This is a genomic window from Brevundimonas sp. P2_A6 (assembly GCF_056404975.1).
The window spans coordinates 732,481-744,448 of record NZ_JBFUCZ010000001.1 but is presented as its reverse complement, the minus strand read 5'-3'; the positions used below and the strand labels follow the sequence as shown (position 1 = coordinate 744,448).

Sequence of the window (11,968 nt, the reverse complement as noted above, 5' to 3'; positions counted from 1 at the left end):
CGTCGATGCGCAGCCTGAGCCACATCATCCAGCCTCCGGTCGTGCACCGGGAGCATTTCCGCGACGCCGATGACGATCATCCGCGCCTGGAATGCGGCGTCTGCGGCGTCTGGGGGGCCCCCGCCGACGAGGCGTCCGGCATCGTCGCCCTGGGCCTGCATGCCCTGCAGCATCGTGGTCAGGAAGCCTGCGGCATCGCCTCGGTCAACCAGACCCGCTTCCACACCGAGCGTCACATGGGCCATGTGGGCGAGGCGTTCGGCGGCACCGACCTGCCCGAGCGCATGCCCGGCACGGCGGCGGTCGGCCACACCCGCTATTCCACCGCAGGCGGCAGCTTCCTGCGCAACATCCAGCCGATGTTCGCCGACCTGGATCAGGGCGGCATCGCCATCGGCCACAACGGCAACCTGACCAACTTCCATTTCCTGCGGAACCAGCTGGTCGGCGAGGGCTCGATCTTCCAGTCGACCTCGGATTCCGAAGTCATCCTGCATCTGATCGCCCGCTCACGGAAAGCCAAGATCGTCGATCGCTTCATCGATGCCCTGGCCCGGATCGAGGGCGGCTATGCCCTGGTCGCCCAGACCCGCACCAAGATGATCGGGGCCCGCGATCCGCTGGGTATCCGGCCGCTGGTCCTGGGTCAGCTCGGCGACGCCTGGGTTCTGGCGTCCGAGACCTGCGCGCTGGACACCATGGGCGCGACCTTCGTGCGTGACGTCGAGCATGGCGAGGTCATCGTGATCGACCACGAGGGCCTGCGCTCGCTGAAGCCCTTCCCGGCGCGAGCCGCCCGGCCCTGCCTGTTCGAATACGTCTACTTCAGCCGCCCCGACAGCGTCGTGAACGGCCGCTCGGTCTATGGCGTCCGGAAGCGCATGGGTGAGGGTCTGGCGCGCGAGTTTCCGATCGACGCCGACGTCGTCGTGCCGGTCCCTGACAGCGGTGTCCCCGCCGCCCTCGGCTATTCACAGGCCAGCGGCATCCCCTACGAAATGGGCATCATCCGCAGCCACTATCTGGGCCGCACCTTCATCCAGCCCAGCCAGGGCGCCCGCCAGAAGGGCGTGGCCATGAAACACAGCCCCAACCGCGCGGTGATCGAGGGCAAGCGCGTCGTCCTGATCGACGACTCCATCGTGCGCGGCACCACCTCGGTCAAGCTGGTTCGCGCCGTCCGGGCGGCGGGCGCCAAGGAGGTCCATCTTCGCTCGGCCAGCCCGCCGATCCTGTGGCCAGACTTCTACGGCATCGACATGCCGGAGCGGGACCAGCTGATCGCTGCCAACAAGACCATGGACGAGATGCGCGAACTGCTCGAGGTCGACAGCCTCGGCTTCCTGTCCGTCGATGGCCTCTACAAGGCCATGGGCGAGGCGGGCCGAAACGACACGGCCCCCCAGTTCACCGACCACTATTTCACCGGCGACTATCCGACCCGCCTGGTGGACCGCGAAATCGAGGAAGGCGGCCGCGACGCCATCGGCCGCCAGCTGTCGCTGTTGGTGACGGCGTGACCAACCGCCTTGGTTACTTCACCATCGACGTGCCCGATCTGGAAAAGGCAAAGGCCTTCTATTCGGCGCTTCTGGGGTGGGTCTTCGAGGAGGCCAACTCCCACGTCACCTATGCTCATGTGCTGTCGACCGGCGCGCCGGGCGAGGTGCCGTTCGGCCTGCGCAAGGGTGAGCGCAAGGACTTCCCCAACCTCTATATCCACGTCGCCGACATCCAGGCGATGTGCGCCCGGGTCAACGCGCTGGGCGGTCGCGCATCCATTCCCGCCCAAAGCGAAACCGGCCTGTCCGCCGTCGTCCGCGACGACCAGGGCGTCAGCCTCAGCCTGTGGCAGCCGGCCCCAGGTCTGGTCGATTAGCCGCTTGGCGCTGAGCGAACCCTCGCGCTATCAGGCCGCATGAACACCGACGCCCTTCCCCTGGATGACCGCATCGCCCTCGTCGTGGGGGCGTCGCGCGGCATCGGCTATCAGGCCGCCCTGGCGCTGGCCGTCGCGGGGGCTCATGTGGTCGCCACGGCCCGGACGCAAGGCGGCCTGGAGGAACTGGACGACGCCATCTATGCCGCTACCGGCCGTCACGCGACCCTTGTGCCGTTCGATCTGGTCGATGGCGGCGGCATCGACCGGCTGGGCGGAGCCATCTTCGGCCGCTTCGGAAAGCTGGACATCTGGGTCAATGTGGCCGCGACCCTGGGTGCTCAGGGCCTGACGCCGGTCAGTCACATCGATCCACGCGGTTTCGCCAAGATCGAGAAGACCAACTTCACCGCCACCTATCGCCTGATCCGCTCGCTGGAGCCGCTGCTGCGCGGCTCCGACGCCGCCCGCGTCATCCACCTGACCACCAGCCTGGCCCGTGATCCCAAGGCCTTCTGGGGCCTGTACGCCGCGACAAAGGCGGGCGCCGAGGCCATGATGCTGGCCTGGGGCGACGAGATCGAGAGCACCCCCATCCGTGTCAGCGTGCTGGACCCCGGCCGAATGCGAACCCAGATGCGCGCCCAGGCCTTCCCCGGCGAGGACCCGCAGACGCTGCCGCACCCGTCCGAGCTAAGCCCGTTGATCGTCGAACTGGCGCGGCCCGACCTGACGCCTCCGACGCGGGCCAGCTTCAAGGAATGGTCCGCTGGCCTGCCGACCGCGGCTCTGATCTAAGCCAGCAGCCGGTCGGCCACGGCCTCTCCGATCGCCAGCGAACTGGTCAGGCCGGGGCTCTCGATTCCGAACAGCGCCATCAGACCCGGCAGACCGTGTACCTCGACCCCGTCCAGCTGGAAGTCCGGCTGGTGCTCGCCCAGCCCATGCAGCTTCGGCCGGATGCCCGCATAGTCGGGCGTCAGCGCGCCGTCCGGCAGGCCCGGCCAGAAGCGGCGGATGTAGGTCGCGAACCCCGCGGCCTTCGCCGGATCCACGGAATAGTCCTCGGTCTCGACATACGCCAGGTCAGGCCCGAACACCGCCTGCCCGCCCAGGTCCTTACGATAGTGGGTGCCCAGCGCGCCCGCGATGGGCGGCGGATAGATCAGCCGGTCGAACGGCGCCTTGCCCGTCAGCCGGAAGTAGACGCCCTTGCCGAAATGGCCCGCCGGAATGCGGTCGGCCGGAAAGCCCTCGATCCGTACCGCCACGTCCTGCGACGACAGCCCCGGCGCGGTGACCAGCAGACGGGTGGTCAGGGTCGTGCCGCCCTCCCCGCCGGCCTTGATCCGAAATCCGCCGCCCGGCAGAGGCTCGGCCCGTTCGAACGGGGTGGAGACCACGACCGATCCGCCCGCGTCCTCGATCTCGCCCTGCAGCGACAGCATGTAGTCGTGGCTGGCGAAGATGCCGCTCTCGGGCGACAGGATGGCGGCGTGGGCGTTCAGCGCCGGCTCCATCGCCCGGGCCTGTTCGCCGCTCAGATGCTCCAGACCCTCGACGCCGTTGATCGTCGCCTGCTGAAATATGGCTTCGATCAGGCCGACCTCGTCGCCTTGCGTGGCCACGACCAGCTTGCCGCATTTGCGATGGTCGATCTTGTGGCTGTCCAGATAGGCATACAGCGCCCGCCGTCCCTCGACGCAGAATCGCGCCTTCAGCGACCCGGTCGGGTAGTAGAGCCCGCCGTGGATGACCTCGGAGTTCCGCGAGGACACGCCCTGGCCGATGTGCGGCTCCTTCTCGAGGACAAGCACGCTCAGCCCCCGCTTCGACAGCGCCCGCCCGCAGGCCAGGCCCACGGCCCCGGCCCCCACCACGACGGCGTCGAAGTCGAAGGCGGTCACGGCTTCGACCCGAACCGCCGCGCGGCCTCCGCCTCGAACGATCCGATCAGCATGGACACCGCCCGCTCGAAGTTCGCCTGGAGCGCGGCGTTCAGCAGCGGCGATTTGAAGGCGAAATCGATCATGAACTCCAGCCGCGTGCCCTTGGGGTCCTCATGGAACTCCCAGCGGTTCTTCAGGTGCCGGAACGGCCCGCGCAAAAGACCGACCTCGACCAGCGGCGCGTTTCGGTCATGCCGCACCCAGGTCGAGAACCGCTCCTTCAGGAACGAGAAGCCCACCGACGCCTCGGCATCCAGCAGGTCGACGCCCGGAGCCTCCTCGCGGCGGTTCCACACCCGCATCGAGGTCACCCACTTCACGAAACGCGGATAGGCCTCCACGTCCGCGACCAGCTCGGCGAGCTGGGCGGGGGTGTAGGGCAGATATCGGGTGACGCGATGGATGGCCAAGCGGGCGTCAGCGTCCGGTCTGGCTAAGACGCGCCGCCTTAAGCCGGGCGAAGTCGTCGCCGGCGTGGTGCGACGATCGGGTCAGAGGGCTGGCCGACACCATCAGGAAGCCCTTGGCCCGGGCGATCGCCTCATAGGCCTTGAACTCTTCCGGCGTCACGAACCGGTCGATGGCGGCGTGCTTGCGGGTGGGCTGGAGGTACTGGCCGATGGTGATGAAGTCGACGCCGGCCGACCGCATGTCGTCCATCACCTGCATGACCTCCTCCTTCGTTTCGCCCAGACCGACCATGATGCCGGACTTGGTGAACTGGTTCGGGTCGCGCTCCTTGACCTGCTGCAACAGCCGCAGGGAGTGGAAGTAGCGGGCGCCGGGCCGGATCTTCAGATACAGCCGCGGCACGGTTTCCAGGTTGTGGTTGAACACGTCGGGCTTGGCATCGATCATCACCTCGGCCGCGCCGTCCTTGCGCAGGAAATCGGGTGTCAGGATCTCGATGGTCGTGGCCGGGGCCTGCAGCCGGATCTGGCGCACGACCTCGGCGAAATGGGCCGCGCCGCCGTCCGCCACATCGTCACGATCGACCGAGGTGATGACGACGTGGTTCAGACCGAGCTGCGCGACGGCCAGTCCGACCTTGGCGGGTTCTTCCGGGTCCAGCGCCTGGGGCAGGCCCGTCTTGACGTTGCAGAAGGCGCAGGCCCGCGTGCAGGTGTCGCCCATGATCATCAGGGTGGCGTGCTTCTGGCTCCAGCACTCCCCGATGTTCGGACAGGCCGCCTCTTCGCAGACCGTGACCAGCCCCTTGGACCGGACGATCTCCTTTGTCGCATTGTACTGGCCGGAACCGGGAGCCTTGACCCTCAGCCAGTCGGGCTTGCGCAGCACCGCCGTCTCAGGCCGGTTCTGCTTTTCCGGGTGACGCAGTTCGGCGGGCGAACGCACCAGGGTGTCGATGAGGGTGACCATCGAGGCGGGCCGGGCTCCAGGGAGGACAGGCCGGTATGTCGTCTTTCCGTGCCCGGATGGCAAGTCACGCCCTGTGACGCGGCGTCCAGGCTCACGCAGCGTAACGCATCTTTTCATTGCCGCCGGGCTTAACTAGTTTGACCGCCCAGTCAGCGAGGGGGCGTCCACAAGCCTCCCGGAGGATATGCGTGCTACGGCCAGGTCTTGATCCATCCGCGGGCGAAGAGTCCCTCTTCGACGCCCTGATCGCCGCGCGCGCCCGTTACGGCGACAAGGAGATCGTGGAGGATCAGGATCGAAAGCCCCTGACCTATACCGGGCTGATCCGCGCCGCCTTCGTCCTGGGGCGCAAGATCGCGGCGATGACGCAGCCGGCCGAGCGCGTCGGCATCCTGCTGCCCGCCTCCATGGGCGTGGTCGTCACCTTCTTCGGCCTGCACGCCTTCGGTCGCGTGCCGGTCATGCTGAACTTCACGGCCGGGGAACGGAACATCAAGGCGGCGATCCAGGCCGCGGGCGTCAAGCGCATCCTGTGCGCCCGCCGCTTTGTCGAACAGGCCAAGATTGAGGACCTGATCGAGGACCTGTCCACCGTCGCCACCCTCGTCTGGCTGGACGACGTACGCGAGACCATCGGTCTGTCGGACAAGCTGTTTGGCCTGATGGCGGGCCTGATGCCCAGCCGCTTCCGGGTGGCGACGAAACCCGACGACCCCGGCGTCGTCCTGTTCACCTCCGGCAGCTTCGGCGCGCCCAAGGGCGTTCTGCTCAGCCAGAAGAACCTGGTCGCCAATGCCCGTCAGGTGGCGAGCCACATCGCGCTGGATCCCAACTGGGTGATGTTCAACCCGCTGCCGACCTTCCACTGCTTCGGCCTGACCGGCGGGGTCATCCTGCCCCTGCTGAATGGGATGAAGGCGTTCCAGTACCCCTCCCCTCTGCACGGCAAGCAGATCGTCGCGCTGCTGGCCGAGGTGAAGGCCTCGATCCTGTTCGCCACCGACACCTTCCTGAACCAGTGGGCCCGCGTCGCCTCGCCCGACGACTTCCGCACGCTGCAGTTCGTGGTCGCGGGGGCCGAGCGGGTCCGGGACGAGACGCACCACCTGTTCAACACCAAGTTCGGCGGCGTGAAACTGCTGGAAGGCTATGGCGCGACCGAGGCCGCGCCCGTGGTCGCGGTGAACCACCCCGACCGCAACCGCCCCGGCACAGTCGGTCAGCTGCTGCCGGGCATGGAGGCGCGCGTCGAGCCGGTCGAGGGCATCACCGAAGGCGGCCGACTGTATCTGCGCGGCCCCAACGTCATGGCCGGCTACATGAAGCCGGAGGATCCGACCCAGATCGAGCCGCTGGACGGAGGATGGCACGACACCGGCGACATCGTCGATCTGGACGAGGACGGCTACATCGCCATCCTGGGTCGGGTGAAGCGGTTCGCCAAGATCGGCGGCGAGATGGTTTCGCTGAGCGCCGTCGAGGGCCTGGTCCAGGCCGTCTGGCCCGACGTTCGCCACGCGGTCATCTCGGTCGCCGACAGCCGGAAGGGCGAGAAGCTGGTCCTGGTCACCGAGCGCAAGGACGCCGACGTCAAGCAGATCGCCGACTGGGCCCGCGAACACGGCGCGCCGGAGCTGGCTGTCCCCAAGAAGATCGTCAAGGTCCGCGACCTGCCCGTCCTCGGCACCGGCAAGACCGACTATGTCGCCATCCAGTCGCTGGTCGATCTGGCGGAAGCCGCCTAGCCGATCCGGACGCCCGTCATAGAGATCGACCCGCCGTCGATCACGTCATTGAAGAAGGCGACGCTATCGCCCGGCTCCTGCTGCGCGGCGACATACAGCAGCGGCAGGTAGTGTTCGTCGGTCGGGACGCTGAGCTGGGCATCCTCGGCCAGGCCGACCCAGTCGATCAGGGCGTCGTGATCGCCGCGCTCCAGCGCCGATTTGACCGCCGCGTTGAAGCTGGTCGCCCAGGGATAGGCGTCGCCGCCGTCCCGCTTCCACGTTCGCAGGTTGTGCACGAAGTCGCCACTGCCCGCGATGACGATGCCCTCGTCACGCAGCGGCTGCAGTCGTTTCGCAAGCTCATAGTGACCCCGCGCATCCAGGTCGCGGTTCAGCGACAGCTGCACGATCGGCACGTCGGCGTGCGGCCAGACGTGGGCCAGCACCGACCAGGTGCCGTGATCCAGACCCCAGGCCTCGACCGCCTGGGCTCCGGCCAGGTGAGCGACGCGTGCGGCCAGGGTCGGCGACCCCGGTGCCGGATACTGCATGGCGTGCAGTTCCGGTCCGAAGTTGCCGAAGTCGTGGATCGTCTCAGGGCGTTCCTGCGCTGTCACGCCAAGCCCGCGAGTCTCCCAATGGGCCGAGACCATGACCATGCCGGCGGGCTTGCCCAGGTCGCGACCCACGGCACGCCAGGCGTCCGCATGCGGACCGCCCAGGGCGTTCATGGGAGAACCGTGCCCGAAGAAGACCGCCGGCTGGCGCATGGATCAGGCGGTCAGTTTCTTGGCCAGCTTGGCGATGTACTCGCCCTGGTGACGGGCACCGGCCAGTTCGTTGGCGCTGGGCTGGCGCGAGCCGTCGCCGCCCGTGATGGTCGTCGCGCCATAGGGCGAGCCGCCAGAGATTTCTTCCAGCGTCATCTGGCCCTGGAAGGCATAGGGCAGTCCGGCCACGACCATGCCGTGGTGCAGCAGGGTCTGCATCAGGCCGATCAGGGTCGTCTCGTTACCGCCGTGCTGCGTCGCGGACGAGGTGAAGGCCCCGCCGACCTTGCCGACCAGCTTGCCCTGGAACCACACGCCGCCGGTCTGGTCCCAGAAGTTCCGCATCTGACCCGCCGCCGTGCCGAAGCGGGTGCCCGCGCCGACGATGATGGCGTCGTAGTTCTCCAGCTCGTTGACATTGGCCAGAGGGGCCTTCTGGTCCAGCTTGTAGTGGGACTGGATCGCCAGTTCCTCGGGCACGGTTTCCTGAACGCGGCGGATATCGACGGTCACGCCCTCGACCGAGCCCGCGCCTTCGGCCACGGCCTCGGCCATCTGCTCGATGTGGCCATAGGTCGAATGATAGAGAACCAGCACCTTGGTCATGGGTCGCTCCTGAAAAGGGTTTCGCATTTCTGCAACAACTGCAGTAGCGGATGTAGCGCGCACTTCATTCAGCGCAAGCCCTCTCAGGCCGAATTCGATACGCCGATCGGACAGACGCTCGCGTAGTGATCGGCATCAGCGGGCACCCGAAGCCCCCGCGCCGCCTTGAACCGATGCTCGATCGCCATCGCCTGCTGTTCGATGTTCAAAGCTTCCCACCCGCACAGCGCGGCCGGGTAGCCATAGGCGGAAGGGCCGTCGCCCGCCTTCAGCTTGCCAGTCAGCAGGTTCACCCCGGATTGCGCCTGCCAGACGTGGACCATCTCGTGAATCAGGACCGCCTGAAGCGACAGCGGGGCGATAGCGAAGTCCTCCGGCAGGGCGCGGCCCGGCCACAGCACCCAGTCCCGCCCGAACCAGCGACCCGGCACGACGGCGCGGTCGAACGGCCAGGGTGTGCCCATCAGCCGCACGGGGTCCAGCGCGACCGCATCGCCGAACTGGCCGCGGATCAGCCGCCGCTCACCCTCGGTGAGCGCCCTCACGGCGTGCCGTAGGACGTCGTCGGCCCGGTGTATTCCCAGTGCCACGGCTCGAAGATGTAGGGCACGAAGCCGAACCGCCCGGCGTTGCGGACCAGCCAGCGATAGGTCGGCTGCTGGGTCATGTGCAAACGGCTGGCGGGGTTGGTGGAATCGACCCCCATGCCCAGCAGTTCGCCCAAATACAGATCGACCGCCGTGCCGGTCCGGTGAGGCGAACAGGCGGCGCGGCGCAGGCCGTCACAGTTTCGTTCGGCCGCACAGCGGGCCGCGTCCGCCGCCGGATCGCGGAAGCCGGAAAAGATCTGCAGCAGTTCGGGGTCGTTCCGGACCTCGGGGACCTCGGCGCGGGCGGCGGCGACCATGCGGCGATAGGCGTCCAGCACGTCGCGACGCAGCAGGCGGGTCAGGCGGTCGGCGTGTTCCTCGGACTCGACCAGATAGCCGAGCTCCCGGATCGGCGGCGGATCCGGGCATTCGTCGCGGACGCGGGCCATGACGAACGGTCGACGCTCCTGCAGCACGCCTTTGAGCGTCAGGAAGGTCGCCTGATCGAAGACGCCCGTCGCGGTCAGGGCATAACGCGCCTGAAACCCTGCCAGGGCGGCGGCGAAGGCGGGCGTATCGGCATCGCAGTCGGTGCTGATCTCCTTTTGGAGCAACGGCACATAGGTGACCCAGCCCCATTCGGTCGTGCCGAACGGTGACCATTCGAGCGAGTATTCAGAGATGGCATTGGCGAACGCCTGCCCCGCCCACTGGTCGCGACCTGCCTGACAGGGGTCGTCGGTTTGCGCCGACGCCGCGCCGGGCCAACCCGCCAAAGCCAACACGCTGGCCCAGATCAGAATGAACACGCCCCGAAGCATGATCGGGAGGAAGCCTGACGGTTGTGGCGGACGCAAGGCCCCTCTCCTGACAGGATCAAGTCTGGCATTGTCGGTCTGCGCCGACTCAGCCTGCGGCGCGCCCAGGATCGCCGGATGCACGACGCCTCGCCCGCCCCACGCCGTTCCAATCTGGTGCTGGCCGCCTTTTCCGGTCCGTGCCTACCCTATGCGGCGATCGGCCTGCCGCTGGCGGTCAGCCTGCCCGCCTTCTACAGCCAGTATGTCGGGCTGGACCTGGCGGCGGTGGGGCTGGCGTTTCTGCTGGTCCGCTGCATCGACATCTTCTTCGATCCAGTCGTCGGCTGGGGCATGGACCGGACGAAGAGCCGGTTCGGGCCGTATCGGACCTGGCTGGCGGCGGGCACGCCGATCCTGATGCTGGCGGTGTGGTTCATCTTCTATGTGAAGCCAGGGGCCGGGTTCGGATACCTGTTCGTCTGGCTGCTCGTGCTCTACTTCGGCTTTTCGATCACCACCCTGGCGCAGCTGGCCTGGGGCGCCGTGCTGGCGCCGCAGTATGACGAGCGCAGTCGTCTGTACGGCTGGTGGCAGTCGGCCAATATCGTCGGCGTCCTGATCGCCCTGTTCATCCCGACCATCGTGCTTCAGGCCGGCTGGGGCACCTATGAGGACGGGGTGCGGGCGATGGGGCTGTTCATCCTGATCAGCCTGCCGGTCACCCTGATCGCCGCTGTCATGCTGGCTCCTGAACCCCAGGTGGCGCGAGGCGAGACCCATGGCGCGCTGAAGGCCTGGATCGCCCTGATCGTGCGGCCCGTGGTCAGGAAGGTGCTGTGGTGCGACCTGTTCCTGGGGATCGCGCCGGGAATCACCGGAGCGCTGCTGTTCTTCTATTTCGAGAGCATCAAGGGCTTCGATCGGGGCCAGAGCCAGATCTTCATGGTGCTATATTTCGTGGCCGGCCTGATCGCCGCCCCGTTCTGGAGCGGACTGGCCGTCCGGGTCGGCAAGGACCGAGCGTTGCAGATCGCCTCGATCGCGTTCGCCGTCCTGTACGGGCTGGTAGGATTTCTGCCCGCCGGGAACTTCACGGTCACGTCGATCGGCCTGTTCATCGCGGGACTGCCCTATGCGGCGGGCCTCTTGTTGACGCGAGCGATGATGGCGGACGTGGCCGACGAGGTGCGGCTGGAGACGGGCGAGGACCGGATGGGACTGCTGTTCAGCTTCCTCAGCCTGACGACCAAGCTGGGATATGCCATCAGCGTGGGCGTGCTGATCATCCTGGGCTGGGTCGGGTTCGATCAGGCGGTCGGAGCGGTCAATACGCCGATCGCCCTGATGACGCTGACCCTGCTGTTCCTGGCGGTGCCGACCGTGCTTCTGGTGCTGTCGGCGGTGGTGCTGAGGGCCTACCCGCTGACTGCCGCGCGCCATGCGGAGGTCCGGGCAGGCCTGGCTGAAAGGGATGCCGCATGACGCCCATCGACCGGCTGAAGGACGTCATGGTTCGCCTGCGCGACCCCGACGGTGGCTGCCCGTGGGACGTGGAGCAGACCTTCGCCACCATCGCCCCCTACACGATCGAGGAGGCCTATGAGGTCGCCGACGCCATCGACCGAGGCGACATGGGCGAGCTGAAGGGCGAGCTGGGCGACCTGCTGTTCCAGGTCGTCTTCCACGCCCGGATGGCCGAGGAACAGGGCCTGTTCGCCTTCGACGATGTGGCCGAGGCGATGTGCGACAAGCTGATCCGCCGCCACCCCCATGTCTTCGGAGATGAAGAGTCCAAACCCGACGGCCCGGCCCAGAAGCTGCGCTGGGAGGACATCAAGGCCGCCGAGCGGGCGGGAAAGGCCCAGCATGGCGTGCTGGACGACGTACCCTTGGGGCTGCCGGCCCTGCACCGGGCGGCGAAGCTGACGAAGCGGGCGGCGCGGGTGGGCTTCGACTGGCCCAGCACGGACGAGGTCTTCGACAAGCTGGACGAGGAGGTCGCCGAGCTGCGGGCCGAGATCGCCGCCGGCGATCTCGACAAGGCGCGCGAGGAGATGGGCGACCTGCTGTTCGTCGTCGCCAACCTGGCCCGCAAGCTGGGTGTGGAGCCCGAGGATGCGCTACGCGGCACCAACGCCAAGTTCGTCCGTCGCTTCGACTTCATCGAGGCGGAACTGGCCAGGGACGGGCGGACGCCGGAGCAGTCCGATCTGGCCGAGATGGACGGGCTGTGGGACGCGGCCAAGGCGGCGGAACGGAGGGGCTGA

General features: G+C 67.6%; 13 protein-coding genes. 6 read left to right on the top strand and 7 right to left on the bottom strand.

Features of this window, described 5'->3' with window-relative positions; all coding sequences use genetic code 11:
• Nucleotides 1-5 precede the first annotated feature (5 nt).
• Genes purF through AC1DW4_RS03785 form a run of 3 tightly spaced genes read left to right on the top strand, consistent with a single transcriptional unit; the run spans nucleotide 6 to nucleotide 2,677 of the window.
• Complete coding sequence (purF, locus tag AC1DW4_RS03795; protein WP_477015897.1) at nucleotides 6-1,520, top strand: amidophosphoribosyltransferase; 1,515 nt, start codon at nucleotides 6-8, stop codon at nucleotides 1,518-1,520.
• Complete coding sequence (locus AC1DW4_RS03790) at nucleotides 1,517-1,879, top strand: VOC family protein (RefSeq protein WP_477015896.1); 363 nt, start codon at nucleotides 1,517-1,519, stop codon at nucleotides 1,877-1,879. Before purF ends, AC1DW4_RS03790 begins: the two co-directional genes overlap by 4 nt.
• A 39-nt stretch (nucleotides 1,880-1,918) precedes the next feature.
• Nucleotides 1,919-2,677: an SDR family NAD(P)-dependent oxidoreductase gene (locus AC1DW4_RS03785; protein WP_477015895.1), complete on the top strand. Its 759-nt coding sequence runs from the start codon at nucleotides 1,919-1,921 to the stop codon at nucleotides 2,675-2,677.
• On the opposite strand, the gene AC1DW4_RS03780 is transcribed toward AC1DW4_RS03785, so the two are convergent.
• From AC1DW4_RS03780 to lipA, 3 genes are read right to left on the bottom strand one after another with little or no spacing between them, the layout of a single operon-like run.
• Nucleotides 2,674-3,786 (bottom strand): NAD(P)/FAD-dependent oxidoreductase, encoded by a 1,113-nt coding sequence (locus AC1DW4_RS03780; RefSeq protein WP_477015894.1) that lies wholly within the window; start codon nucleotides 3,784-3,786, stop codon nucleotides 2,674-2,676. The two genes, AC1DW4_RS03785 and AC1DW4_RS03780, sit on opposite strands and share 4 nt — an antisense overlap.
• Nucleotides 3,783-4,238, bottom strand: coding sequence for a type II toxin-antitoxin system RatA family toxin (locus AC1DW4_RS03775; RefSeq protein WP_477015893.1), 456 nt, complete (start codon nucleotides 4,236-4,238; stop codon nucleotides 3,783-3,785). Before AC1DW4_RS03775 ends, AC1DW4_RS03780 begins: the two co-directional genes overlap by 4 nt.
• Before the next feature lie 7 nt (nucleotides 4,239-4,245).
• A complete protein-coding gene (gene lipA / locus AC1DW4_RS03770; protein WP_477015892.1) occupies nucleotides 4,246-5,208 on the bottom strand; it encodes a lipoyl synthase in 963 nt (320 codons plus the stop codon).
• A 188-nt stretch (nucleotides 5,209-5,396) separates the two neighbouring features.
• Between lipA and AC1DW4_RS03765 the strand changes: the two genes are divergently transcribed.
• On the top strand, nucleotides 5,397-6,953 hold the full coding sequence (locus AC1DW4_RS03765) for an AMP-binding protein (RefSeq protein WP_477015891.1): 1,557 nt from the start codon (nucleotides 5,397-5,399) through the stop codon (nucleotides 6,951-6,953).
• On the opposite strand, the gene ygiD is transcribed toward AC1DW4_RS03765, so the two are convergent.
• The 4 genes from ygiD to AC1DW4_RS03745 all read right to left on the bottom strand — a co-directional run bounded on the left by ygiD (nucleotide 6,950) and on the right by AC1DW4_RS03745 (nucleotide 9,758).
• Nucleotides 6,950-7,705 (bottom strand): 4,5-DOPA-extradiol-dioxygenase, encoded by a 756-nt coding sequence (ygiD, locus tag AC1DW4_RS03760; RefSeq protein ID WP_477015890.1) that lies wholly within the window; start codon nucleotides 7,703-7,705, stop codon nucleotides 6,950-6,952. The two genes, AC1DW4_RS03765 and ygiD, sit on opposite strands and share 4 nt — an antisense overlap.
• A 3-nt stretch (nucleotides 7,706-7,708) precedes the next feature.
• Entirely contained in the window at nucleotides 7,709-8,311 is a 603-nt protein-coding gene (gene wrbA, locus AC1DW4_RS03755; protein WP_477015889.1) for an NAD(P)H:quinone oxidoreductase, read from the bottom strand.
• A gap of 83 nt (nucleotides 8,312-8,394) precedes the next feature.
• Entirely contained in the window at nucleotides 8,395-8,856 is a 462-nt protein-coding gene (locus AC1DW4_RS03750) for a hypothetical protein (protein WP_477015888.1), read from the bottom strand.
• On the bottom strand, nucleotides 8,853-9,758 hold the full coding sequence (locus AC1DW4_RS03745; RefSeq protein ID WP_477015887.1) for a D-alanyl-D-alanine carboxypeptidase family protein: 906 nt from the start codon (nucleotides 9,756-9,758) through the stop codon (nucleotides 8,853-8,855). Before AC1DW4_RS03745 ends, AC1DW4_RS03750 begins: the two co-directional genes overlap by 4 nt.
• A 78-nt stretch (nucleotides 9,759-9,836) precedes the next feature.
• Between AC1DW4_RS03745 and AC1DW4_RS03740 the strand changes: the two genes are divergently transcribed.
• Both AC1DW4_RS03740 and mazG read left to right on the top strand, forming a co-directional pair.
• The gene (locus AC1DW4_RS03740; protein ID WP_477015886.1) at nucleotides 9,837-11,183 is read left to right on the top strand and encodes an MFS transporter; all 1,347 of its coding nucleotides are present in this window, start codon (nucleotides 9,837-9,839) and stop codon (nucleotides 11,181-11,183) included.
• Nucleotides 11,180-11,968, top strand: coding sequence for a nucleoside triphosphate pyrophosphohydrolase (gene mazG, locus AC1DW4_RS03735; RefSeq protein ID WP_477015885.1), 789 nt, complete (start codon nucleotides 11,180-11,182; stop codon nucleotides 11,966-11,968). The genes AC1DW4_RS03740 and mazG overlap by 4 nt, the downstream gene beginning before the upstream one ends.

What these genes read in the sequence shown, in the direction of transcription:
- purF (WP_477015897.1), top strand. Translation starts at nt 6, where the DNA reads ATGCGCAGCCTGAGCCACATCATCCAGCCTCCGGTCGTGCACCGGGAG.
- AC1DW4_RS03785 (WP_477015895.1), top strand. Translation starts at nt 1,919, where the DNA reads ATGAACACCGACGCCCTTCCCCTGGATGACCGCATCGCCCTCGTCGTG.
- lipA (WP_477015892.1), bottom strand. Translation starts at nt 5,208, where the DNA reads ATGGTCACCCTCATCGACACCCTGGTGCGTTCGCCCGCCGAACTGCGT.
- ygiD (WP_477015890.1), bottom strand. Translation starts at nt 7,705, where the DNA reads ATGCGCCAGCCGGCGGTCTTCTTCGGGCACGGTTCTCCCATGAACGCC.
- wrbA (WP_477015889.1), bottom strand. Translation starts at nt 8,311, where the DNA reads ATGACCAAGGTGCTGGTTCTCTATCATTCGACCTATGGCCACATCGAG.
- AC1DW4_RS03740 (WP_477015886.1), top strand. Translation starts at nt 9,837, where the DNA reads ATGCACGACGCCTCGCCCGCCCCACGCCGTTCCAATCTGGTGCTGGCC.
- mazG (WP_477015885.1), top strand. Translation starts at nt 11,180, where the DNA reads ATGACGCCCATCGACCGGCTGAAGGACGTCATGGTTCGCCTGCGCGAC.